This is a genomic window from Nocardia puris (assembly GCF_003315035.1).
Classification (GTDB): domain Bacteria; phylum Actinomycetota; class Actinomycetes; order Mycobacteriales; family Mycobacteriaceae; genus Nocardia; species Nocardia puris.
Genome location: NZ_QNRE01000017.1, coordinates 44,719 through 67,961, shown reverse-complemented (window position 1 = coordinate 67,961; position 23,243 = coordinate 44,719). Strand labels below are relative to the sequence as shown.

At 70.5% G+C, this 23,243-nt stretch carries 18 protein-coding genes; 10 read left to right on the top strand and 8 right to left on the bottom strand.

What is annotated here, in order from left to right:
* The first annotated feature begins 47 nt into the window (after positions 1–47).
* The 3 genes from DFR74_RS30325 to DFR74_RS30315 are packed head-to-tail and all read left to right on the top strand — an operon-like array spanning position 48 to position 4,930.
* Positions 48–2,921, top strand: a complete 2,874-nt coding sequence (locus tag DFR74_RS30325; protein WP_067507800.1) for a circularly permuted type 2 ATP-grasp protein — start codon at positions 48–50, stop codon at positions 2,919–2,921.
* A complete protein-coding gene (locus DFR74_RS30320) occupies positions 2,918–3,832 on the top strand; it encodes a transglutaminase family protein (RefSeq protein WP_067507798.1) in 915 nt (304 codons plus the stop codon). Before DFR74_RS30325 ends, DFR74_RS30320 begins: the two co-directional genes overlap by 4 nt.
* 6 nt (positions 3,833–3,838) lie before the next feature.
* Positions 3,839–4,930 (top strand): zinc-binding metallopeptidase family protein, encoded by a 1,092-nt coding sequence (locus DFR74_RS30315; protein ID WP_067507796.1) that lies wholly within the window; start codon positions 3,839–3,841, stop codon positions 4,928–4,930.
* Positions 4,931–4,990: 60 nt separating this feature from the next.
* Here the strand turns inward: DFR74_RS30315 and DFR74_RS30310 are convergent, their stop codons facing one another.
* Positions 4,991–5,905: a LysR family transcriptional regulator gene (locus tag DFR74_RS30310; protein WP_067507794.1), complete on the bottom strand. Its 915-nt coding sequence runs from the start codon at positions 5,903–5,905 to the stop codon at positions 4,991–4,993.
* A gap of 111 nt (positions 5,906–6,016) precedes the next feature.
* On the opposite strand from DFR74_RS30310, the gene DFR74_RS30305 reads away from it, so the two are divergent.
* Positions 6,017–6,997 carry an EamA family transporter gene (locus tag DFR74_RS30305; protein ID WP_113975361.1) on the top strand — a complete coding sequence of 327 codons (981 nt, stop codon included), beginning with the start codon at positions 6,017–6,019 and terminating at the stop codon, positions 6,995–6,997.
* Positions 6,998–7,137: 140 nt separating this feature from the next.
* Here DFR74_RS30305 and DFR74_RS30300 read toward each other — a convergent pair whose 3' ends face one another.
* The 5 genes from DFR74_RS30300 to DFR74_RS30280 all read right to left on the bottom strand — a co-directional run bounded on the left by DFR74_RS30300 (position 7,138) and on the right by DFR74_RS30280 (position 14,501).
* On the bottom strand, positions 7,138–8,298 hold the full coding sequence (locus DFR74_RS30300; protein ID WP_067507790.1) for a Fic family protein: 1,161 nt from the start codon (positions 8,296–8,298) through the stop codon (positions 7,138–7,140).
* Between the two features lie 115 nt (positions 8,299–8,413).
* Complete coding sequence (locus DFR74_RS30295) at positions 8,414–9,124, bottom strand: type 1 glutamine amidotransferase (RefSeq protein WP_067507788.1); 711 nt, start codon at positions 9,122–9,124, stop codon at positions 8,414–8,416.
* Positions 9,117–10,337, bottom strand: coding sequence for a Mur ligase family protein (locus DFR74_RS30290; RefSeq protein WP_067508080.1), 1,221 nt, complete (start codon positions 10,335–10,337; stop codon positions 9,117–9,119). Before DFR74_RS30290 ends, DFR74_RS30295 begins: the two co-directional genes overlap by 8 nt.
* A 216-nt stretch (positions 10,338–10,553) precedes the next feature.
* A complete protein-coding gene (locus DFR74_RS30285; protein WP_067507785.1) occupies positions 10,554–12,254 on the bottom strand; it encodes a hydroxysqualene dehydroxylase in 1,701 nt (566 codons plus the stop codon).
* Positions 12,255–12,797: 543 nt separating this feature from the next.
* On the bottom strand, positions 12,798–14,501 hold the full coding sequence (locus DFR74_RS30280; protein WP_232331713.1) for a MinD/ParA family ATP-binding protein: 1,704 nt from the start codon (positions 14,499–14,501) through the stop codon (positions 12,798–12,800).
* Positions 14,502–14,672: 171 nt separating this feature from the next.
* Between DFR74_RS30280 and DFR74_RS36340 the strand changes: the two genes are divergently transcribed.
* The gene (locus DFR74_RS36340; RefSeq protein WP_157115823.1) at positions 14,673–14,813 is read left to right on the top strand and encodes a hypothetical protein; all 141 of its coding nucleotides are present in this window, start codon (positions 14,673–14,675) and stop codon (positions 14,811–14,813) included.
* Positions 14,814–15,055: 242 nt separating this feature from the next.
* On the opposite strand, the gene leuA is transcribed toward DFR74_RS36340, so the two are convergent.
* Entirely contained in the window at positions 15,056–16,852 is a 1,797-nt protein-coding gene (leuA, locus tag DFR74_RS30275; protein ID WP_067507779.1) for a 2-isopropylmalate synthase, read from the bottom strand.
* Between the two features lie 498 nt (positions 16,853–17,350).
* Here leuA and DFR74_RS30270 point away from each other — a divergent pair, with 498 nt between their 5' ends.
* From DFR74_RS30270 to DFR74_RS30250, 5 genes are all read left to right on the top strand, one after another.
* Positions 17,351–18,118, top strand: a complete 768-nt coding sequence (locus DFR74_RS30270) for a sulfite exporter TauE/SafE family protein (RefSeq protein WP_067507776.1) — start codon at positions 17,351–17,353, stop codon at positions 18,116–18,118.
* Between the two features lie 18 nt (positions 18,119–18,136).
* Complete coding sequence (locus DFR74_RS30265; protein ID WP_067507773.1) at positions 18,137–18,316, top strand: DUF1272 domain-containing protein; 180 nt, start codon at positions 18,137–18,139, stop codon at positions 18,314–18,316.
* A 67-nt stretch (positions 18,317–18,383) separates the two neighbouring features.
* Positions 18,384–20,060, top strand: a complete 1,677-nt coding sequence (locus DFR74_RS30260; RefSeq protein WP_411720347.1) for an alpha/beta hydrolase — start codon at positions 18,384–18,386, stop codon at positions 20,058–20,060.
* Positions 20,061–20,185: 125 nt separating this feature from the next.
* The gene (locus tag DFR74_RS30255) at positions 20,186–21,787 is read left to right on the top strand and encodes a GMC oxidoreductase (protein ID WP_228791683.1); all 1,602 of its coding nucleotides are present in this window, start codon (positions 20,186–20,188) and stop codon (positions 21,785–21,787) included.
* An 85-nt stretch (positions 21,788–21,872) separates the two neighbouring features.
* Positions 21,873–22,718 (top strand): hypothetical protein, encoded by an 846-nt coding sequence (locus tag DFR74_RS30250; protein WP_067507764.1) that lies wholly within the window; start codon positions 21,873–21,875, stop codon positions 22,716–22,718.
* 48 nt (positions 22,719–22,766) lie between these two features.
* Here the strand turns inward: DFR74_RS30250 and DFR74_RS30245 are convergent, their stop codons facing one another.
* Positions 22,767–23,222: an SRPBCC family protein gene (locus DFR74_RS30245; RefSeq protein ID WP_067507760.1), complete on the bottom strand. Its 456-nt coding sequence runs from the start codon at positions 23,220–23,222 to the stop codon at positions 22,767–22,769.
* Positions 23,223–23,243 lie beyond the last annotated feature (21 nt).

Below are 23,243 nucleotides of genomic sequence, written 5' to 3'. Positions count from 1 at the left end.
GCGTCGACGTCGCCGGGCGCGGGTGAAGGGGCGGAGGTGAGGTCGGCATGGTGGCCGAGGCGGCGCGACCGATGACGGGCGCGCGCGACGAGATCGCCGAACAGTTCGCGCGCTATCGCGCCGAGGGCGGGGCGGTCGGCGCCTACGACGAATGCGGCGGGCCGATGGGCGGCTACTTCGACGAACTCGTCGACTCCGGCGGCCGGGTGCGCCGCATGTGGTCGGAGCTGAGCGCCGATTTCGTGGAACTGGGCACGGCGGGGCTGGGCAGGCTCGACACCCGGGTGCGCAGACTCATCGAGGACGACGGCATCACCTACACCGAGGTCGGCGCGGGCGATCCCGCGGTGCCCACGCCGTGGCGGCTGGACCCGATCCCGCTGCTGGTCTCGGCCGACGACTGGACCCGGCTGGAAGCCGGCCTGGTGCAGCGCTCCCGCGTGCTGGACGAAGTGCTCACCGACGTCTACGGCCCGCGCCGCACCCTCACCTCGGGGCTGCTGCCGCCGGAGGTGGTGTTCGGCAACGACGGCTATGTGCGTGCGGCGCACGGCATCACGATCCCCGGACGGCACCAGCTGTTCCTGCACGCCTGCGATATCAGCCGGTGGGGCGACGGCCGCTTCCGCGCGATCGCCGACTGGGCGCAGGCCCCCTCGGGCGCGGGGTACGCGCTGGCCGACCGGCGCGTGGTGTCCACCGCGATTCCGGAGGCGTTCGAGCACTCCAACCCGCGCCCGCTCACCCCGTTCGCGCGGGCCATGCGGCTGATGCTCATCGAGTCGGCGCCGATGCCGGAGGACGATCCGGTCGTGGTGGTGCTGAGTCCGGGCGTGCACTCCGAAACCGCGTTCGACCAGGCCTATCTCGCGGCCACTCTGGGTTTCCCGCTGGTGGAGAGCGCGGATCTGGTGGTGCGCGACGGGTCGCTGTGGATGCGGTCGCTGGGCGCGCTGGAACGGGTCGACGTGGTGCTGCGCCGCGTGGACGCCGAGTTCTCCGATCCGCTGGATCTGCGGCCGGATTCGCATCTGGGCGTGGTCGGGTTGGTCGAGGTGCTGCGGCGCGGCGCGGTGACGGTGGTGAACACGCTGGGCAGCGGACTGCTGGAGAGCCCGGCGCTGCCCGGTTTCCTGCCCGCGATCGCGCGGGCGCTGCTCGGGGAGGAACTGCTGCTGGAGAGCGCGCCCTCGTACTGGGGCGGTGACGCCGCGCAGCGGTCGCATCTGCTGGCGAACCTGGACCGGTTGATCCTCCGTTCCGCCGTGGACGGCGCGACGCTGTTCGGGCCGGAACTCGCGGCCGAGGCGCGCGAGGAGCTGCGGGCGCGCATCGAGGCCGAAGGGTGGAAGTGGGTCGGCCAGGAGCCCGCGCAGTTCTCGCTGGCGCCGGCCGTGCACGGATACGGCGGGTTGTCGGCCGCGCCCGTCGGGATGCGGTTGTTCTCGCTGGCCCGGCGCGGCGGGTACACGGCGATGGCGGGCGGGCTCGGACAGTTGCGCCAGCGGATCGAGCCCTCCCGCAGCGTGATCAAGGTGGCCGCCAAGGACGTCTGGGTGCGCGCGGCCCCTGCCGCCTCCCCGGCCGTGAGTGCCGAACCGCCGCACGAGGATCGCGCGCCGCGCCGCGCCGCGCCGGTGGTGGAGGCGATCAGCTCCCCGCGCGTGCTCAACGACCTGTTCTGGATGGGCCGCTACGCCGAACGCGCCGAATCGCTGGCGCGCCTGCTCATCGCCACCCACGACCGCTACCAGGACTACCGCTATCGCCCGTGGCTCGAAGGGGCCGAGGCGGTCCCGGTTCTCATGGCGGCGCTGTCCCGGTTGAGCGTCACCCCCGCCCCGCCCGCGGTGCTGGCCGATCCGCGCCGTCGTCGCGCGTCGATGCCGGAGGCGCAGGCGGCGGCGAGTGACCGCGCGGCGGGCGAGGGTGTGGAAACCGAAACGTCCACTGAAAGTGCCGGTCCCTCGCGTGCGAGTGCGGGCGATCAGCGGCCAGGTATCGCCGGGGCGGCCGACGCGTCCGTGGGCGCGGGCGGCGCTTCCGGGAGCGCCGCTGCTCCGGGCGGAAGCGCCTCCACCGCAACCCATTCCGCGATCTGGCCCGCCGTCGCCGGTGCCTCGCGCGAAGGCCACGACTACCTCGAAGCCCTGACGATCGATCGCGACATGCCCGGCTCGCTCGCCTTCGCCATCGACCGCTACGGGTCGTCGGCGCGGGCGGTGCGCGATCAGCTCTCCGAGGACACCTGGATGATCCTCAGCGCCGTCGACCGCGCGCTGGCCGAATATCGCGGCACCGGAGGGGATCAGGAGGCCGCGCTCTCGGCGGTGCACTCGCTGACGCTGGCCGCGTTGCTCTCGCTGTCGGGGATCGGCGCGGAGTCGCTGGTGCGCGACACCGGTTGGTACGTCATGGATATCGGCAAACGTATCGAGCGCGGCGTCGGGCTCACGGCGCTGCTCTCGGCCGCGCTCACCGAAACCTATCCGGCGGAGGCGCAGCGCGTGGTGATCGAAGCGGTGTTGCAGGCCGCGGAGTCGTCGGTGAGTTATCGCCGCAGGCACCGGGATTCGGTGCGGCTGGCCGCCGTCGCCGGACTGCTGCTCTTCGACGCGGGCAACCCCCGGTCGCTGGCGTATCAGCTGGAACGGCTGGAGGCCGACTTCCAGGCCTTGCCCGGCGCGTCGGGATCCTCACGCCCGCAACGACTCCTGGCCGACGCCCAGCGCATGCTGCGCCGCGTCGACCCCGCCGAGCTCGAGCACACCGACGAGGCGGGCCGGCGCACCGAACTGATCGAACTCCTCGACGGCGTGCACCTGCGGCTGCGGAAGGTCTCGGAATCGTTCGAGACCACGAAACTCGCACTGCCGGTGGGTATCCAACCGCTGTGGGGCAGCACGCGGGTGGTCGAATGATCGGCGGCGACGGCGCCACCCGGCGGTACCGGGTGGTGCACCGGACCACGTACTCCTATTCCGACGAGGTCTCCAGCTCGTACGGCCGCGCCTACCTCACCCCGCGCGAATTCGCCGGTCAGCGGCTGCTCGATCACGACATCCACATCGAACCCGTGCCGTCGGACCGTTCCGTCGGCGCCGACGTGTACGGCAACACCTCCTCGTACTTCCACGTCACCGCCGAGCACAGCGAACTGGTGGTCACCGCGGAGTCGACCGTCGAGGTGGACCCGCCCGGCCTGCCCGCCGGCGGTCTGGCCCGGTTGCCGTGGGAGTCCGCGCGACCGACCCACGCCAACGGGCCGTTCGCGGTGGAGTTCACCCTGGACCTGCGCCCACCCGAGATCACCGACGAGGTCACCGCGTACGCGGCGGAATCACTCACCCCCGGCCGCCCGCTGCTGGAGGCGGTGCGGGAGCTCACCTCGCGCATCTACCGCGATTTCACGTATCGGTCCGGGTCCACGACGGTGTCCACCAGCGTCGCCGACGTGTTCGCCGCACGCGAGGGCGTCTGCCAGGACTTCGCCAGGATCGGCGCGGCCTGCCTGCGCTCGCACGGTCTGGCGGCGCGCTACGTGTCCGGCTACCTGGCCACCGACCCGCCGCCCGGCAAGGAGCGCATGGTCGGCGCCGACGCCACCCACGCGTGGGCGGCGGTCTGGCTGCCGAGCCCGGACCAGGGCGACCGCACCGGTCACTGGATCGGCTTCGACCCCACCAACGACCAGTTCGCCGACGAGCGTTACGTGACCGTCGCGTGGGGTCGCGACTACGCGGACGTGCCGCCCCTGCGTGGCATCATCTACACCGACGCCAAGGAGAGCATCATTACCGTGTCGGTGGACGTCGCTCCGGTGGAGGTGTGAACCTGCGTGCGCGATTTCTCTTGTCCCAACTGCGGTCAGCAACTGGCTTTCGAGAACTCGGTCTGCCTTTCGTGTAACAGCCCCCTGGGATTCAGCCTCACCCAGCGGGCGCTGGTGGTGATCGGTGATCCCCCCGGCGACGCCGCGGTCGATCACCGCAACGGTGTGGTGGACGGCGGGCTGTTCCGTTTGTGCGACAACCTCCATGTGGCGGCGTGCAATTGGCTGGTTTCCACGCCGGAGCCCGCCGAGACCGAGGACGTGGAGGCGATCGCGCCCCCGCAGGATCCGAACGCGGGCCCGGTGCTGTGCGAGTCCTGCCGCCTCACCAGGACCAGGCCCCACGACTCCGACACCGCGGGACTGGCGGCGTTCGCCGAGGCCGAGGCGGCCAAGCGCAGGCTGATCATGGAGCTGGACGAACTCGGGCTGCCCATCACCGGCCGCGACGCCGATCCGGAGTTCGGGCTCGCGTTCGACCTGCTGTCGAGCTGGTCGGAGAATGTGATGACCGGGCACCAGAACGGCGTGATCACCGTCGACCTCGCCGAGGCGCACGACGCGCACCGCGAACAGTTGCGCATCGAGATGGACGAGCCGTACCGCACGCTGCTCGGGCACTTCCGCCACGAGATCGGGCACTACTACTTCACCGTCCTGGTCGCCGACGACGAGGCCTCACGCCGGTTCCGCGACCTGTTCGGCGACCCCGACGCCGACTACCAGGCCGCGCTGGACCGGCACTACTCCGAGGGCACCCCGCCCGGCTGGGAGAACGACTACGTCTCCTCCTACGCCACCATGCACGCCGCCGAGGACTGGGCCGAGACCTTCGCCCACTACCTGCACATCCGCGACACCCTGGACACCGCCGCCGCTTTCGGCTTCGCGCCGGCGGGCGCCACGCTGGACCGGCCCCAGGTCGGCCGCGCGGGCTTCGACAAGATCATCGAGCTCTGGCTGCCGCTGGCCTGGTCGCTGAACATGATCAACCGCTCGATGGGTCACCAGGACCTGTACCCGTTCGTGCTGCCGGACCGAGTGCTGGAGAAGATGCGGTTGGTCCACGACTTGTGCGCGGCGTCAGCGACGCGGTGAGGTCTGCGAGTCCGGTCACGCGGCGTCGACGGATGCCGACCGCCCGCCGTGGGGCGACGGTCAGCTCGCCGTCGGCTCGTCGCGCTCGGTGACCTGCGCGGCCGCCGCGCGGAACGCGTCCAGCACCGTCGCGATGGCCGGACGACGTTCGGCGCGGGGCCGGGTGACGAGTTCGTAGATGCGGGCCGCGCGCACGCCGGAGAGCCGCAGCATCACCAGGTCGGGGTCGGCCACCACGAACCGCGGCATGAGCGCCACGCCGTAGTCCGCCGCCACCAGCGTCTCGATCACGCGGAAGTCGTTGAGCCGCTGCGCTATTCGCGGCTGCACTCCGGTGACCGTGGCGATCGACTCGAGCACGTCGTCCACGGGGAACCCGCCGCGCACGCTCAACCAGGTCTCGTCGGCCAGTTCCTCGGGGGCCACCGAGGTCTGCCCGGCCAGCCGATGGGTCGGCGCCACCACCACGTCGATGGGCTCGCGCATCAGCGGGTGGCACGTGATGCGCGGGCCCGCAAGGGGATTGGCGCGCTCGTCACGGTGGGTGAGCACGATGTCGTAGTCGGCCAGCAGGGCGGGCGCGCCGCTGGGCGGGACGTCCTCGTCGCGGGCGATCACGTCGATGTCGCCGCCCGCGAGCGCGGGCAGCACCAGCGGCAGTAGCAGCGCCGCGCCGGACGGGAACAGCGCCACCCGCACCCGTCCGCGCGGCGAGCCGCGGTAGTGCGCCATCTCGGCGGCGGCGCGATCCATGGCGGCGAGCACCTCGTCGGCGCGCACCACCAGCGCCTGCCCGGCGTCGGTGAGCCGGATGCGGCGGCCGTCGGGTTCGAGCAGCGCCACGCCCGCCTCCCGCGCCAGGGTCTTGAGCTGCTGCGACACGGCCGAGGGCGTCATGTTCAGCGCGGCGGCCGCGGCCGCGATGGTGCCGCGATCGGCGAACTCGCGCAGCACGCGCAGGCGCTCCAGCGACATCGGCGGACCGGATCCGGCGGGCACCGCGCCTCCCATTGGTGAAGTACTTCTACAGTATTAGTACAGTATTATTCGATTGTCCTGATGGTTCACCGATCCGACGATGGACGGGTGAACCACCGCGACCGCCTCCTCGGACTGACCGTCGTCCTGCTCTGGGGCCTGAACTTCCTCGCCATCCGCTACGGCCTCGACCACTTCCCGCCGCTGTTCTTCGCGGCCCTGCGCTTCGCGGTGCTCGCCGTCCCCGTGCTGCTGTTCGTGCCCCGTCCGCGCGTGCCCGCGCGCTGGTTATTGTTGTACGGCACCGGTTTCGGCGTGCTGCAATTCGCGTTCCTGTTCACCGCGATGCGCGAGGGGATGCCGACCGGACTCGCCTCCCTGGTGCTGCAATCCTCCGCGCCGTTCACCGTCGCGCTCGGCGCGCTGCTGCTGCGCGAACGCCTGCGCCCGGCCCAGATGGGCGGCCTCGCCGTGGCCGTGACCGGGATCGTGGTGATCGGCGCCGACCGGATGCACGTCGCGCCGTTGCTTCCGCTGCTGCTCACGTTGGCGGGCGGACTCGGCTGGGCCTTCGGCAATATCGGCTCGCGCCTGGCCGCGACCGGTCGCGACGTCAACCCCCTGCACCTCACCCTGTGGATGACCGTGATCCCGCCGCTCCCGCTGTTCGCCCTGTCGGCGCTCACCGAGGGCCCGTCCACCGGCCTGCGCGCCCTCGCTGACACTGCCGCGTCCACCTTCTGGCCCGCCCTGGCGGGCCTCGCCTACATCGTCGTGTTCGGCACCGTCATCGGTTCGGGCCTGTGGACCTTCCTCATGAGCCGCTACCCGGCCGGCACCGTAGCCCCCTTCTCCCTCCTCGTCCCCATCGTCGGCATAGCCGCCTCCTGGGCCGTCCTCGACGAAGACCCCACGGCCCTCCAACTCGCCGGCGGAGTGATCGTGATCGCTGGCGCGTTCGTGGCGACCACGGGCGGGCGGGTCAGGCAGTCTGGGAATGGTCGTAGCCCCGATCGTGCCGCCGCGTCGGCGGCACCCACGGAGGTGTCCCGGATCGGCGATCTGGAACGGGCGGCCAGTCGCCCGTAGCGCGAGGTCGCGTCGGGCGGGTATTCGCGAGCGCCGGTAGTACTCACCGTCGAAGCCGTTCAGGTGCCGTGTATCGGGCCACGCCTCCGACGCGGGCGGAACCCGGGCAGCACCGTAGCGACCGGGTGCGGTGTCACCGGTCAGCGAATATCGCGTGCCGGTGTGTCGCTCATGACGGCCATGATCTCCGGAGCGGCGAACAACCGGGTTCGACTCCGCGTGACCTCGACCAGGATCCCTGCCGCGACCAGCTTCTCCAGATTCAAGGTCGCCGCCCGATGCGTCACTCCCAGAACATCTTTCGTGGTGTTGATACCGATCACCGGCGATCGGAACAGTTCGTCCACCAACAGTGGCAACAGCCCGGAAGAGCGCGCGGTCGCGACCCGTCGGCGCAGATCTGTGCGGAGTTCGTCCAGACGGATCGCGCGCGCCAGACTGTCGCGGGCTTGCTCTTCGATCACTTCGAGGAAGAACTCGAACCAGCCCTGCCAATCACCGTCGGTGGATACGCGAAGCAGGCCGTCGTAGTACCGGTCACGACGCGGTTCGATGTAGGCGGACAAATCGAGGAGTGGACCCGGCAGCAATCCCCACTCGACCAGTAGCAACACCGCCAGAAGGCGGCCGATACGGCCGTTGCCGTCGACAAATGGACGAATCGCTTCGAACTGATAATGCACCGCGGCGATCGCCAGCAGCGGCGGAAGCACACCGTCGGCGTGGAGGTACTTCTCCAGAGCGACCAGGCAATCCCACATCTGTTCCGGAGGCGGCGGTACATAAGTTGCGTTGTCGATGACGGACCCGGGTGGCCCGATCCAGTTCTGTGTCCGGCGGAAGTCCCCGGGTGTCGCGTACTCACCTCGCACGCCCGACAGCAAGATCTGATGCGCTTCCCGCAGCAGTGGCAGGCTCAGCGGAAGTCGGCGATCCGGATCGAGCACATGATCCGTTGCCCGCACATAGTTGAATACCTCCCGGACGTCGCCCTCGGACCTGCGTGGCTGCTCGGCCTCGTACAGCGCCAGGTCGGACAGCGACGCCTGAGTGCCTTCGATCCGACTGGACAGCACCGCTTCACGTCGCACGAGCGCCCGGCAGAACAGTTCGGGATTGGGCAGGCCACGGCCCAATCCGGCCAGCTCGCCGACTGCCCGGTCGGCCCCCGACAACCTCCGCACCAAACCGGGCTGCAATGCCAGATCCGGTGGTAGCGACGGCGGGACGAACGCCCGGTAGCCGTTCTCGGCTCGCACGACGTACGGTCGCTGACCGGGGCCGAAGTCCTCGATCCGCATCTGCTACTCACCCCGCACCGACCGTCGTTTGTGCTACTTTACGGCTGAAAAGTAGCACAAACGACGATGAATGCTACTCGAGTAGCACAACGCGTAGGAGAAGGCCGGCCGGCTCTCAGGCGCGGAGGCGTTCGCGGCGGAGTTGGTCCACCTCGGGCAGGTCGAGGGGGGCCAGGGAGTCCACGCCGAGTGCTCGGGAGAGCAGCAGGTCGGCGAGTTCGGGGTTGCGGGCCAGGGCGGGGCCGTGCATGTAGGTGCCGATGACGGAACCCTGCACTGCCCCTTCGAGACTGTCGCCCACTCCGTTGCCGACGCCGCGCGTGACGCGGGCCAACCCCTTGGCCGAGGCGCCGAGAGTCGTTCCGCCCCGGTGGTTTTCGAAGCCTGTCAGCGGCGCGGTGAGCCCGTCGATGAGCGGTGTCGTGGTGACTTCGCCGATGGAGCGGGTCTTCTGGGGCGAGGTGGTGACGTCGAGCATGCCCACACCGTCCACGCGCTCGCCGGACGAGGTTTCGTACCAGTTACCCAGCACCTGGATCGCGGCGCAAATGGCAAGCACCGGAGCGCCTTTCGCGGCCGCTTCCTGCAAGCCGGGGTACCGCTGGAGGTGGCGCGTGGCCAGGCGCTGCGCCGAATCCTCCGCGCCGCCGAGGGTGTAGAGGTCGAGGGAGTTGGGAACCGGGTCGGGCAGGGTGATTTCGACGATCTCGGCGTCGTACCCGCGCATCCGCAGCCGCTGGCGCAGCACGAGCGCGTTGCCGCCGTCACCGTAGGTGCCCATCACATCGGGCAGGACCAGGCCGATCCGAACGGTCGAGTCACCCATGATTCTCCAAGTCGCGGTTGAGGTCGCGGAACGCGGTGTAGTTGGCGAGCACTTCCACCCGTCCGGGCGGGCAGGAAGCGATGGCGCGCAACGGATTCGCCACCGTGGTGTGCTCGACACCCGCGTAGGTGAGGCGCACCGCGAGGTCGGTGGCGCGCTCGCCCGAGGCCACCACCTGCACGCCCTCGAAGTGCTCGAAACGCACATCCCACAGCCAGGACAGGTCCTCACCGTCGGGCACCTGCCCGTTCACGGCGATGACGAGACCGGCCGCGGTCGGCTCGATCATCGACAGCGCCTCCTGCCAGCCCGCCGGATTCTTCGCCAGCAGCAGCCGCGCGGAATGCTTGCCGACCTGCACGGTGCGGTAGCGGCCCGCGATCTCGCGCACGGTCCCGGCGGCCGCGACGGCCTTGGCGGCGTCGGCGCCCAACGCGACGGAGGCCGCCACCGCCTGGGCCGCGTTGCCGCGATTGGCACGGCCCGGCAGCGCCAGTTCGAGGTGGTGGCGGTCACCGCCCGGCCCGACCAGGTCGGTACCTTCCAGCCACCAATCCGGTTGCGGCCGTTGGAAATCCGTGCCGGTGCTGTACCAGTGCTCGCCTTCCCAGAGGATCGGCTCGCCGCTGCGCGGACAACTCGTGGCGTCGACGGCCCAGCCGCTGCCCGCCGCCACCCACACCACGTTCGGATGGTCGTAGGCGATCGAGGTGACCAGCACGTCGTCGCAGTTGGCGACCACCACGGTCTCGGGGTGGCGTGCCAGCCCCGCCCGCAGCCTGCGCTCGATCATGTTGATCTCGCCCACCCGGTCCAACTGGTCGCGGCTGAGGTTCAGCAGCACCACCCCGGCCGGGTTCAGCGCGTCGCTCACGTGCGGCAGGTGCAGTTCGTCCACCTCGATGGCGGCCAGCGCCACGCCGGGGTGCGCGCTCAGCGCGGCCACGATGCCCGCGTCCATGTTGGCGCCGTCGGCCTGGGTGGCGACCTGGCCCAGCGTGCTCAGCGCCGCCGTGGTCATGCGCGTGGTGGTGGACTTGCCGTTGGTGCCGGTGATGAGCACCGTCCGGCGGTCGCGGCCGAGCTGTTCCATGATCGTCGGATCGATCTTCAGCGCGATCAGCCCGCCGATCATCGAACCCTTGCCGCGGCCCGCCTTCTGCGACGCCCACGACGCTGCCGCCGCGGCGCGCAGGGCGATCCGCCCACGCATCGATATCTTCGCCACGCCGAGAGTCTATGTGCGGGTCCCCCGGCGTGTGCCGACAGCCGGGGTCGGGCCGCTCACACCCCTAGTACAACCGCTTGCGGAAGTTCTCCAGGGTGTAGGCGCGCTCCATCTCCTCGAGCGAGGCAGGGACGTCGGGGATCGTCCTCCTTCAGGATGCGCCCACGGACTTACATCCCATGAATGGTGCCCGGCGGGCGATCAGAACTCCACGTCGAAGAGATTCGGTTCGCCCGCCGCGTAGCGCTGCACGTCCAGCTGGCGGAACGGCTCGAGTTCGGCGGCGCGATACAGCGTGAACGTGCGGCAGCGCGGGGCGTCCGAGCCCGCGACATCGAGCAGCGCGTTCACCGCGGCGCGCGCCGACTCGTTCGCGCCCTCCATCGTGGCCAGATCCACGTTCGTACGCACGTAGTCGCCCGCGAGGAACAGGTTGGGCACCCCGCCGTGCGGTGCGGGGCGCAGGTCCCAGGAGCCGGCGGTGTTGATGAGCAGCGGATCGTCGTTGGTGTTGCGACCGCGGTCGGGGTGCCAGACGATCGCCGGGTCGAGGAACCAGGAGTGCAGGTCGTCGTCGCGCAGCAGGTCGCCGCGGTCGTTGAGGTGGGCTTTCAGCTGCGCCCACACCTCGCGGGCGATTTCGTCGTGGGTGCACTCGATCGCGGGCTTGCGATACAGGATGCCGGGGGTGTGCCAGTCGGAGATGTCCACCGAGAGGCAGTCCTGCACGCCGCCGTCGCCGTAGTCGGGCAGCTTGCGCGTCCACAGCTGGTTCTGGCTGATCGAGGTGAGCGACCACGGCGAGTCGATATAGGCGACGTGTCCCTGCGACAGCACGGGCGAACGGCGCAGGTAGAACTGCATTCCCGTCATCCAGTCCACGAAAAGCCGTTCCATGCCCGACAATTCGGGCCACGCCTCGAGCACGGCGGGCGACCACAGCAGCCGCGCCTGTTCGGCCGCCAACGCCACCACGAAGTAGTCGGCGTCGACGTTCTCGGCCGCGCCGCCGCGCACCACGCGCGCCGAAACCACACGGCCGTCCCGCATTTCGAGCCCGCGCACATCCGCGCCCAGCACGAACCGCACGCCCAGCGCACGCAACCGCTCGGCCCACGGGTCGATCCACGCCTCGTTGGTGGGGCCGGTGAGCACGCGGTCCAGCGCGCCGTCGTTGCCCACCTCGAACGGGTTGCCGAGGAACTGCTCTCCCATGTTGCCGATGGTGCGCACACTGGCGAGGTTGTCCTTCGCGGCGACCATGATGCTGGTGAGGGTGCGCGAGATGAGCGCGCGGAACTCGTGCGAACGGTCGCGGCTGCCCACGTAGTCGCGCCAGGACAGGTACTCCCACTGGCCGAAGCGGCGGGCGTCGCAGCTGGTGTTGAAGACCAGCAGCCGGTTGGCGAACCACAGCCCCTCCGACATCGGCATCCGCAGGGCGGTCGCGATGCCGGCGCCGAGGGTTTCGCGCAGCGCGTCGGGCGTGGGTTCGGGGCGGGCGCGCATACCGAGGGGGACGCGGAAGTCGTCGCCGTCGAGGCGGGAGAAACGGGCTTCCGGCACGCCGATCAGGTTGTTCCACACACCATCGGGATTGCCGCCGAACGGAATTCGCCGCATGGTGTCCGGAATGTGTTGGTAGAAGCCGGGAAAGAAGCGGAACCCGTGCTCGCCCGGGAGGTCGGGGCGGCCGTCGCGCCCGCTGCCCGGCACCGGAATGCTGCGGGCCTTGCCGCCCAGGGCGCGTCGCTCGTAGACCGTGACCTCGAAGCCGCGCTCGGCCAGTTCGTGCGCCGCGGTGAGTCCCGCGACACCGCCGCCGAGCACCGCCACGCGTCTACCGGGGGCGGCCGCCGCCGTCGCCGAGCCGAGCGAGGCGGCCGTCAGCGCCGCCCCCATCGCCGCCGTACCCCGGAGTACCGTCCTCCGCGACACGGCCAACCGCTGATCTCGCACTTCCGCCGCCCAGCCTTCGCCACACCGTTGATCTCGCCGACCCACTGTAAAGCGCCTGCTCGGAGCCATCCCACCCGCCCCGCACGGCACCGCGACCGGTCCACTCCAGCCCCAGCCGCACCATGGGCATCCCGGGGAGCCTAACCCCCGCCCGCCCGATGCGCGCGCCACTTCTCGAAACTTGCAGGGGGAACCTGGCATGTTCTGGGGCCTTGGGGGATTCGAGGTAGGCGCCTGCGCGGCGAGCGTACCGGCCGCCCGAACTGACTCGCCGGCGAACTCGTGCCGCTTCATGCGTACTTGCTACGCGCAGACTCCCTGGCCTCTACTCGCTTGTGCCCTTGTGCAGCAGCGGAACCAGCGAGACAGGCCCGCAGACAAGTCTTCTCGGGGTGTGATCGTTCGTGCCACCCGGCGACCCTGCGCGGTGAATCACGGACCTGGCCCGCCGGGGCGCGAAATCCCCTGCGCCCCGGCGGTTTTCGATCAGCGCGGGCCGACCGGCCCCGGACCCTGGTATTGCTGGGCGCCGACGAAGCCGAAGTCGTCGGCGACCATGGCGGCCAGTTCGAGCAGGGCGCGGCGGGTGGGTTTGCTCACCAGTTCCAGGTCGATTTCGGCGCCTTCGGCGAGGTGGTCGTCGAAGGGGACGACCTGGACGGCGCGGGTGCGGTCGAGGAACAGCTTGCGGAGCTGGTCCAGGTCGACGGTGGAGGCGCCGCGGCGGGAGGCGTTGACCACCACCACGGTGCGCTCGACGAGCTTGCCGTAGCCGTGGTGGTCGAGCCAGTCCAGGGTGGCCGAGGCGGAGCGGGCGCCGTCGATGGCGGGGGAGGTGACCAGCACCAGGGCGCTGGCCATATCCAGCACGCCCGACATCGCCGAGTGCATCAGGCCGGTGCCGCAGTCGGTGAGGATGATGTTGTAGAAGGACTGCAGGATGCTGATCGCCTTGCGGTAATCGGCTTCGCTGAACGCCTCGGAGACCGCCGGATCCTGTTCGGAGGCAAGCACTTCCAGGCGGCTCGGCGCCTGCGAGGTGTGCGCCCGCACATCGGAGTAGCGCGAGATGTGGGTGTCCTCGAGCAGGTTGCGCACGGTGGAGCGGGTCTGGCGCGGCACCCGGTGGGCGAGGGTGCCCAGGTCGGGGTTGGCGTCGATGGCGATGACGCGGTCACCGCGCAGTGAGGAGAAGGTGGAGCCCAGGCCGACCGTGGTGGTGGTCTTGCCGACACCGCCCTTCAGCGAGAGGATCGCGATCCGGTAGTCGCCGCGCACCGGCTGGTTGACGCGGTCGACCAGGTCCCGGTAGACGACGTCGGCCGCCGACTCGCCGGGGTTGATCATGCCGCCGGACGCCTTGTGCACGGCTCGGCGCCACCCGCTGCGCGGCGCGCGGCGCGCCCGCTTCAACAGGTTCAGATCGTTCACCGAACCGGGCTGCTGCCCCGGCTGCGGCATGTGCTGCGGCTGGAAGCCGTGCTGCTGCGGCGGCTGGTACTGCTGCTGCGGCGCGAACCCCTGCTGCTGCGGGGGCTCGAAACCGGGCTGCTGCGGGGGCGGACCACTCTGCCAGGGCTGGCCGTGATCCGGCGCGCCCTGCGGCTCCTGATACATCGGCTGCTGCGGCGGCATCGGTTGCGCGGGCGGAGGCGGCGGGGCCCAGCTGTAGATGGGACCGTTCGGATTGTCCTGCGCGGGGCCCTGATCCGGCCCGTCGTGCGACACCCGGCGGACCAGGCCGTCGGGCCCTATCTCCTGCCGGTATTCGCCGTACGGCGCGCCGCCGGGCTCGCCGGGCGGCGGGGGAAGCTGCTGGTCGGGCGAGAACTGCCCCTGCGGCCCCTGCTGCGGGAACTGTCCGGTGTTCCACGGCCCCGGCGGGGACGGCACGGGACCGCCCGGCGGTGCGAAGCCGGGCGGATAGCCGGAGGGGTCCACGGGACCGGGCGGTGGCGCGAAGCCGGCGCTCGGGTCACCCGGGGGCTCCGGCGGCAGCCAGGCGGCGGGCTCGGGCGCGGCGGGCTGTTCCCCACCGGCCTCGGGCGCGCCCGGCTGCGACGCGACCTCGGCGGGTTGCGCGTCGCGCTGTTCGTCCTGCGCCGCATGCGATGCGGAGGGTTCGGCCGTGTCCACCGGATGGCTCTGGAGCCACGGCGGAGAGGTCGGATTGTGGTCGTTGTTTGTCACAGTTCCCCCATCTGCCCGGGATTCGAGCAGAGAGCTCGGCGCTTGCGTGCAAACCAACGCTAGCAGGTCAGCAAACGACCGCGCAGGTCGTGCCGAGACCCACGGTGTGACCGGCCCGGGACGGGTGCTCGCGCCGGAACCTTCTCGAAACGGGCGGCGGATCGGCTACGAATGCCGAGCCAGGTACCGGAAGACGGCCGCGCCGATCTCCGTCCCCGGCGCGTGGTCGTCGCCGTCCACCTGGCGAGCCCGCTCGCGATGGCGACGGCGCGCACCCGGTCGGGGGCCGGGGCGGCCAGCGCGCAGGAGTAGGGCGCACCCGCCGAGATCCCGACCACCGAGAACGACTCGTAGCCCGCCGCGACCGGGCCACTCGTGCGCGAGCTTTCGCCCACTGCCGCAGGTGCGGTCGAGGTCGCCTCGGTAGCGAGCGGTACGGCGGAGCGGGGTGTTCGGTGAACCCCGGTTTCGCTCATTCTCTCCACGAACGCCGACGGCGCGGGTGACGCATCACCCGCGCCGTCGATGCCGAAAACGATTCGGCCGGAAGGGATCTACCCCGCCGCCCGGTTGACCGCCGACACCACCGCGCGCAGTGACGCCGTGGTGATGGAGGTGGCGATGCCCACGCCCCACACGACCTTGTCGCCGATGGCGCACTCCACGTAGGCCGCGGCCTGGGCGTCGTCACCGGCCGACATGGCGTGCTCGGAGTAGTCCAGCACCCGCACGTCGTACCCGACGGTGCCGAGCGCGTCGACGAACGCCGCCAGCGGGCCGTTGCCGCGCCCGGAGATCTCCTGCTCCACGCCGTCGACCTTCACCACCGCGGTGATCTGGTCCTCGCCGCCGTCGGTCTCCGAGGCGGTCACCTTCTGGCGCATCCGCTCCAGCGGCGTGACCGGGGCCAGGTACTCCTCGTGGAAGACGTCCCACATCTCCTTCGGGGTGACCTCGCCGCCCTCGCCGTCGGTCAGCTGCTGGATCGCCTGCGAGAACTCGATCTGCAGCCGGCGCGGCAGCACCAGGCCGTGGTCGGTCTTCATGATGTAGGCCACGCCGCCCTTGCCGGACTGCGAGTTCACCCGGATCACGGCCTCGTAGGTGCGGCCCACGTCCTTCGGGTCGATGGGCAGGTAGGGCACCTCCCACACGATGTCGGCCACGTCGGCGTCCTGCGCGTCGGCGGCGGCCTTCATCGCGTCCAGACCCTTGTTGATGGCGTCCTGGTGGCTGCCGGAGAACGCGGTGTACACCAGATCGCCGCCGTAGGGGTGGCGCTCGTGCACGGGCAGCTGGTTGCAGTACTCGACGGTGCGGCGGATCTCGTCGATGTCGGAGAAGTTGATCTGCGGGTCCACGCCGCGCGAGAACAGATTCATGCCCAGCGTGACCAGGCAGACGTTGCCGGTGCGCTCACCGTTGCCGAACAGGCAGCCCTCGATGCGGTCCGCGCCCGCCTGGTAGCCCAGTTCGGCGGCGGCCACGGCGGTACCGCGGTCGTTGTGCGGGTGCAGCGACAGCACGATGGACTCGCGGCGGGCCAGGTTGCGGCTCATCCACTCGATGGAGTCGGCGTACACGTTGGGCGTGGCCATCTCGACGGTGGCGGGCAGGTTGATGATCAGCGGCTTCTCGGGCGTCGGCGCGATGATCGCCGAGACCGCGTCGCACACGTCCTTGGCGTACTCCAGCTCGGTGCCGGTGTAGGACTCCGGGCTGTACTCGTAGCGCCAGTTCGTGTCGGGGTAGCGCTTCTCCACCTCCAGGCACAGGGCGGCCGCGTCGGTGGCGATCTTCTTCACCTGCTCGCGGTCGGCGCGGAACACCACGCGCCGCTGCAGGATGGAGGTCGAGTTGTAGAAGTGCACGATCACGTTGGCCGCGCCCGCGCACGCCTCGAAGGTGCGCTCGATCAACTCGGCGCGACACTGGGTCAGCACCTGGATGGTGACGTCGTCGGGGATCGCGCCGTCCTCGATGATCTCGCGGACGAAGTCGAAGTCGGTCTGGCTGGCCGAGGGAAAGCCGACCTCGATCTCCTTGTAGCCCATCCGCACCAGCAGGTCGAACATGCGGCGCTTGCGGGCGGGGCTCATCGGGTCGATCAGGGCCTGATTGCCGTCGCGCAGGTCCACGGCGCACCAGCCGGGCGCGCGGTCGATGACCTTGTCGGGCCAGGTGCGGTCGGGCAGCGTGATCGGCTCGACCTCTTCGGCGAAGGGGCGGTAGCGGAAGGCAGGCATGGACGAGTCGCGCTGCTTGTTCCAAGCGGCCTGGTCGGCCGGTGCCGGTTTGCTGGGCGCGGTGATGGTGCGCGAACCGGATACGTAGGCGTCAGCGGGGGACATTGCAATTCTCCAGGGTGTGGTGGAATCCCAAGGTGGGTCGACCGGCACGGCGAAACCCCGCGACGGGAGCCGGTCCGATCAGACCCCGTCGCGGCGGCCGAGAAGAAGTGCCCGCTGCATGATGGCCGACAGCTTACCGCGCGACCGCACCACCCCGACAGTCCGGTCCTGATTGCGGGCGGGTCGCCGGGTGGGGGCTAGCGTGCCCTACGAACTGAACGCTTGTACGGGCCGCTGGGGTCCGACGGGACGTAAGAGGACCTGACCGCGTGACCGAGTCGGGGCCCGGCGGTGGCGGCTGGCCCACCTCGCGCTGGGCCCTCGGGCAGGCACAGAAGGACCTGCCTGGCCGAGTCAGGGCGCGGAGGAGGCAGCTTGCGTAACCACGGAGGGCCCCTCGGGCAGGCACAGAAGGACCTGCCTGGCCGAGTCAGGGCGCGGAGGAGGCAGCTTGCGTAACCACGGAGGGCCCCTCGGGCAGGCACAGAAGGACACAGCATGACCTGGCTCGAACAACTCGCCGTGCTCGGCGCGGGCGTCGCCGCGGGCGGCATCAACACCATCGTCGGCTCGGGGACGCTCATCACGTTCCCGGTGCTGCTGGCCTTCGGGCTGCCGCCGGTGACGGCGAACGTGTCCAACACCATCGGCCTGGTGCCGGGCTCGGTGAGCGGTGTGATCGGCTACCGCCGCGAACTCGAGGGGCAGCGCCACCGGTTGCTGCAGCTGGGCACGGCCTCCCTGCTGGGCGGCATCACCGGCGCGGTGCTGCTGCTGACGCTGCCGCCGGGCGCCTTCAAGGCGATCGTGCCGGTGCTGATCATCGCCGCGCTGGTGCTCGTGGTGGTGCAGCCGCGACTGTCGGCCTGGGTCAAGCGCCGGCGCGAGCAGGACGACGCGCCCGCCCCCGCGCACGGCGGCCCGATCCTGTTCGTGCTGGTCTACGCCACCGGCATCTACGGCGGGTATTTCGGCGCGGCGCAGGGCGTGCTGCTGATCGGCCTGCTCGGGGTGTTCGTGCACGAGGACATCCAGCGGCTCAACGGCGTGAAGAACGTGCTGGCGCTGATCGTCAACGCGGTGTCGGCGGCGATCTTCATCGTCATCGCCGACGTGGACTGGCAGGCGGTCGCGCTGATCGCGGCGGGCTCCATCGTCGGCGGCCAGCTCGGCGCGCGGATGGGCAGGCGGATGCCGCCGAACGTGCTGCGCGCGGTGATCGTGATCGTCGGCACCATCGCGGTGATCCGGCTGCTGACGACCTAGCCCATCGAGGAGAAACCCATGGCTCTGGAGATGCGCACGGTGTGCGAACGCTGCGCGGCGGCGGTGACCGACAGCGGCGCGGCCGTGATCTGTAGCTACGAATGCACGTTCTGCCCGGCGTGTGGCCGCGCGTTGCGGCACGTGTGCCCCAACTGTTCCGGCGAGCTCGTGCCGCGCCCACGCCGGGTCGCCGGGTGAACCTCGGGGTCGATGTCCTCATTGAGGATGATGACGCCGGGCGGGCCCGCCGCAGATGATGGTGACCGTGCGTAGGTGGAAGTTCGTCCTCATCGTGCTCGCGGCGACGGCGCCCGTGCTGGTGGGCTGCACCGCTCCGACCGGTCACGAGTCGCGGGTCGCCGAGCTGGTCGCGCAGGCCGACGCCGCGCCGACGCCCCGCCTGGACTGGGCGCCCTGCGCCGAGGCGGGCCTGGCGGAGTCGGAGTGCGCGACCGCGACTGTGCCGCTGGACTATTCGCGCACCGACGGCCCCACGATCGAGCTGGCGGTGGTCCGCCAGCGCGCCACCGATCAGCAGCGCCGCATCGGCACGCTGTTCTCGGCGGTCGGCGGGCCGGGCGGTTCCGGGGTGGACGCGGCGCGCGACAGCAGGCTGTTCGAGGGCGAGATCGGCGAGCGGTTCGACGTGGTGACCTTCGATCAGCGCGGTGTGGGCCGCAGCTCGCAGGTGCGCTGTTTCGCCGATGACGCCGCGCAGGAACGCTTCTGGTTGTCGGCGATGATCCCGCCCGCGAACGCGGAGCAGGAGTCGGCCGCCGAACGCGACAGCCGCGCCCTGGCGCAGGGCTGTGCCGAGCACTCCGGCGAGCTGCTCCCGTACCTCACCACCGTGGACGCGGCCCGCGACATGGACCTGCTGCGCCGCGCGGTGGGGGCGGAGCAGATGACCTACGCGGGCGGGTCCTACGCCAGCTACCTCGGCGAGGTGTACGGCGCGCTGTTCCCCGACCGGGTGCGCGCGCTGCAACTGACCTCGATGATCGACCCCGAGACCTACACCGACGACACGCGCGCCATGCTCACCACCATCGCGGCGGGCACCGAGGAGGTGCGCTCGGAGTTCTTCCGCCGGTGTGCCGAGGCGGGCGCGCAGCGGTGCTCGTTCGCCGACCCGGGGCGTTCGGAACTCACCGGGCCGTCGCCCGAACGCGGTGACAAGGCAGGCTCGGCCGCGCCTACGAGCCCCGAGTGGACCACGACCACCGCGCCGCCCGTCGACAACACCGCCGCCGAGGGTCTGCGTGCCAGGGACGAGGCGCTGCTCGCCCGGCTGCGCGAGGGGCCGATCACGGTGGGCGAGGGCGAGAACGCCGTGCCGGTCTCCTACGTGGACGCCGCGCAGGCGCACGCGATGCTGCTCTACGACCCCGAACAGGGCTGGCCCGCGCTGGCCACCTTGCTGACCGAGCTGGAATCGGGCCCGCGCGGTGACGCCGCGGCGGTCGAGCAGGTGCTCGGCGCGGGCATGCTGACGTTCGACTTCCTCGAATCGTTCCTCGCGATCTCCTGCGCCGACAACAGCTTTCCCTTCGCGCCCGGCGACTGGCCCGGGATCGTCGACGAAATCGACTCGAGCGCAAGGTTTTACGGATCGTTCTGGTTCTACGGTCGGCAGGCGTGCGCGGCGTGGCCCGATCCGGAGGGCGGTTACCCGCAGCGCTGGACGGGCCCGTGGACGCTGAGCTCCGACAAGCCCGCCTTGCTGCTCCAGAACCGCTACGACCCGGCCACCCCGGTCGAGCTGGCGCGCGCCGCCCAGCAGGAAATGGTCAACGCCAGGCTCGTCGTGGTGAACGACGGGTACGGCCACAGCCCCGCGGGCGCCTGCGTACGGCACTTGCGCGAGCGCTATCTGGTCGATCTGCGACTGCCCGCGCCCGGCGCGACCTGTAACGCGGAGAGCGAGCCGTTCGACTCCTGATCACACGGAGCTCGACGGTCCACGCGGTGACGTTTCACAGTGTGTGGCCGCCGCCGGGTCGTGCGCGCTATTCTGCGCTCGGCCATGCGTGATGAGGGAGGTGGCCGGTGCACAGACGTGCCTTCATGAGGGCCGCGGGTTTGGCGGCGCTCGTCGGCGCGGCGGGGTCGGCGTTCGGTGCGCGTCCCGCGGCGGCGGATCCGATCTGGCACGGGCTGTTCCGCGACTGGGTTCCGGAGATCTTCGCCCCGATCCCCGACGCGCCGGAGCATTCGCCCGCGATCGTCGTCGGCTCCGGTTTCGGCGCGTCCGTCACCGCGTTGCGCCTGGCACAGGCCGGGGTCGCCACCACCGTGCTGGAGCGCGGTTCGCGCTGGCCGAACGACCCATGGCGGGAGATCTTCACCGGCGACGACCTGCCCGACGGGCGCGGTTTCTGGCATCGCACGTCGTTCACCGGCGTGACCAAGGTGCCGATGAGCTTCGCGAAGTTCGGCGGTGTGCTCGACTGCACCGAGTACCCCGGCATCGACGTGTGGCGCGCGGCGGCGGTCGGCGGCGGTTCGGTGATCTTCACCGGCGCGATGGTCGCCCCGGAGCGCCGATTCTTCGACGAGGTCTTCCACGGCGCGGTGGCCTACGACGAACTCGAGCGCGTCTACTACCCGCGCGTGCGGCAGATGCTGCGGTTGAGCACCATGCCCGCCGACATCTACGGCTCCTCGCCGTTCACCCATTCGCGGGCCTGGGACGAGCAGGTGCGCAAGGCGGGATACGAACCGCTGGCCAACGATTCGATCTTCCGGTGGGATGTGCTGCGCGCCGAACTCGCCGGGCAGAGCCGCCCCTCGGCCACGGCCGCGCGCTCGAACCTGGGCAACTCCAACGGCGCCAAGTTCGACCTGAACCAGAACTACCTGAAATTCGCGCAGGAGACCGGGAAGTCGGCGATCTTCCCCGGCCACCGCGTGGACGCCATCGCACAGGAGAGCGGTGGCCGCTACGCCGTCACGGTCACCAAACTCGCGCCCACCGGCGACGTGCTCGGCACGCGCACCCTGACCTGCGACCGCCTGTTCCTCGGGGCCGGGTCCGTCGGCACCTCGGAGCTGCTGGTCCGCGCCCAGGCCACCGGCGCGCTCGGCAACCTCAACGAGCACATCGGCGACGGCTGGGGCACCAACGGCGACGTGGTGCTGGCGCGTGGTGCGAGCTCGCTGGCCGGGCTCGGACAGGGCGTGCCGAGCGCGAGCCGCATCCTCGACGAGTCGAACGTGCCGGTGACGCTGGAGAGTTGGTACATCCCGGGCATTCCGTTCGAAACCGGCGCGATGGCCTCGCTGGGCATGGTGCTCGACCCGGCCCGCACCCGGTTCGGCTACGACGCCGGGCGCGACGCGGTGGGGCTGTCCTGGCCGACGCGCAACCGCGACGAGGTGGTGGCCGCGGCCCGCGCGGTGGACCGCAAGATCGCCGAACGCGCCGGCGCGCTGGTCGAGTACAGCGCGCTCGGCTACGACGCCAACGCCCTGTTCACCGCGCATCCGCTGGGCGGCGCGGTGCTCGGTAAGGCCACCGACGGGTACGGGCGGGTGCACGGTCACCCCGGCCTCTACGTGATGGACGGCGCGGCGATCCCGGGCAGCACCGGCACGGTGAACCCGTCGCTCACCATCACCGCGCTGGCCGAGCGCAATATCGAGCAGATCATCCGCGCCGGTCGCTGACGCGAAATCCCGTGCGGGTCGGCCACATCGGCGGGGGTGGACGACTACGCTCGATCCGACGCCGGCGTCGAAGGGAAATCCATCCGTGTCTGTCCCCACCGAACACGAATTCGGACCGGCGCCAACCGCGACGGACTACCCGCGCAAGCCGCCTGCGCTGTGGACCGATTTCGCGATGCTGGCGCTGGCGGTGGCGTCGCTGGGGCTGATCCTGTGGATCACCTTCTTCGACGTCTCCGAGCAGACCTATCGCGCCGTGGTGATCGCCGACGTGTCGATCTGCGCGGTGTTCGCCGCGGAGTTCCTCTGGCGGTGGCGCCGGGCCGGCTGGCCGTGGACGTTCCCGTTCGTCTACTGGTACGAAGTGCTCGGCATGATCCCGGTGACCAGCCCGATCTTCCGCGGCTTCCGGCTGCTGCGCATCGTGGTGATCCTGGTACGCCTGGGCCGCATCGCCGACCGCGTGTTCGGCGACCGGATCACGGCGGCCATCGTGAACCGGTTCGTGGGGACCATCGTGGACGTGATCAAGCGGCCCATCACGATCGCCGTGCTGGACGAGGTCGCGCACGTGCTGCGGACCGGTCACTACACCCGCAATATCGCCGCCGCGCTGGAGGAGAACCGCGCGGAGATGGACGAGATGATCCTCGAGCTCATCAAGAAGGACCCGCAGGCCGGGAAGGTCAAGTACGTCCCGTTCCACGACGACATCATCCGGCTGGTCGCCGACACCACGTTCCGCATCGTGTTCCAGGTGCTCGACGACCCCCGGACCGACGAACTGGTCTCGGACATGATCCGGGAGAACGTCGACCAGATCCGCGACGCGGTGCGCGGCGGCGTGCGCGTGGAACCCTCGGCGTACGGGCCGCCGCCCGTCGAGAAGACCGTGCGCTACCTGGTCTCCAACGACAAGCCGTTGCCCTAGCGAGCGTGCTCGATGATGCGCATGAGCTATCGCTACGATGCGCTACGGCTATACCGGAGAGTATTTCTCGGTTTCTGGATAACTTTCGGCGAATTCGATGAAGTTCTGCACGACGGTTTCGTTCCAGCGCTGCACCGTTCGTTTCATCAACAAACCGGGCAGGGGTATGCGGGAATGGAGTTCGGCGTGGTACCAGACCTCGGTGCCCTCGGGCCCTTCGCTCACCTCGAACCAGCCGCCGCCACGGATGCCGCGGGAGGAGTCCACGACCTGCCAGGAGGCGCGGTCGGCGGTCCATTCGTACTCGAGGACCTGCAGATCCTGGCTGCCGAGCACGTCGGCGGTGACGTACACGCGGTGCGGGCGGCCCGCCCGGTCGCGGGTCGCCACGCGGGCGTCCTGGTACATCGACCATTCCGGGAGCATGTCGATCGCGGCGACGGCGTCGAGTACTTGGGCCGGGCTCGCCTCCACGGCGAAACGGATATCGGTTTTCGTGCGCATGCAGTACCTCCGCGCCCCCGG

Coding starts and splice junctions, on each gene's coding strand:
- DFR74_RS30270 (WP_067507776.1), top strand. CDS start 17,351: ATGACCTGGCTCGAACAACTCGCCGTGCTCGGCGCGGGCGTCGCCGCG.
- DFR74_RS30285 (WP_067507785.1), bottom strand. CDS start 12,254: ATGGGGGCGGCGCTGACGGCCGCCTCGCTCGGCTCGGCGACGGCGGCG.
- leuA (WP_067507779.1), bottom strand. CDS start 16,852: ATGTCCCCCGCTGACGCCTACGTATCCGGTTCGCGCACCATCACCGCG.
- DFR74_RS30245 (WP_067507760.1), bottom strand. CDS start 23,222: ATGCGCACGAAAACCGATATCCGTTTCGCCGTGGAGGCGAGCCCGGCC.
- DFR74_RS30295 (WP_067507788.1), bottom strand. CDS start 9,124: ATGGGTGACTCGACCGTTCGGATCGGCCTGGTCCTGCCCGATGTGATG.
- DFR74_RS30255 (WP_228791683.1), top strand. CDS start 20,186: ATGAGGGCCGCGGGTTTGGCGGCGCTCGTCGGCGCGGCGGGGTCGGCG.
- DFR74_RS30300 (WP_067507790.1), bottom strand. CDS start 8,298: ATGCGGATCGAGGACTTCGGCCCCGGTCAGCGACCGTACGTCGTGCGA.
- DFR74_RS30320 (WP_067507798.1), top strand. CDS start 2,918: ATGATCGGCGGCGACGGCGCCACCCGGCGGTACCGGGTGGTGCACCGG.
- DFR74_RS30290 (WP_067508080.1), bottom strand. CDS start 10,337: ATGCGTGGGCGGATCGCCCTGCGCGCCGCGGCGGCAGCGTCGTGGGCG.
- DFR74_RS30265 (WP_067507773.1), top strand. CDS start 18,137: ATGGCTCTGGAGATGCGCACGGTGTGCGAACGCTGCGCGGCGGCGGTG.
- DFR74_RS36340 (WP_157115823.1), top strand. CDS start 14,673: ATGCCGAGCCAGGTACCGGAAGACGGCCGCGCCGATCTCCGTCCCCGG.
- DFR74_RS30310 (WP_067507794.1), bottom strand. CDS start 5,905: ATGTCGCTGGAGCGCCTGCGCGTGCTGCGCGAGTTCGCCGATCGCGGC.
- DFR74_RS30325 (WP_067507800.1), top strand. CDS start 48: ATGGTGGCCGAGGCGGCGCGACCGATGACGGGCGCGCGCGACGAGATC.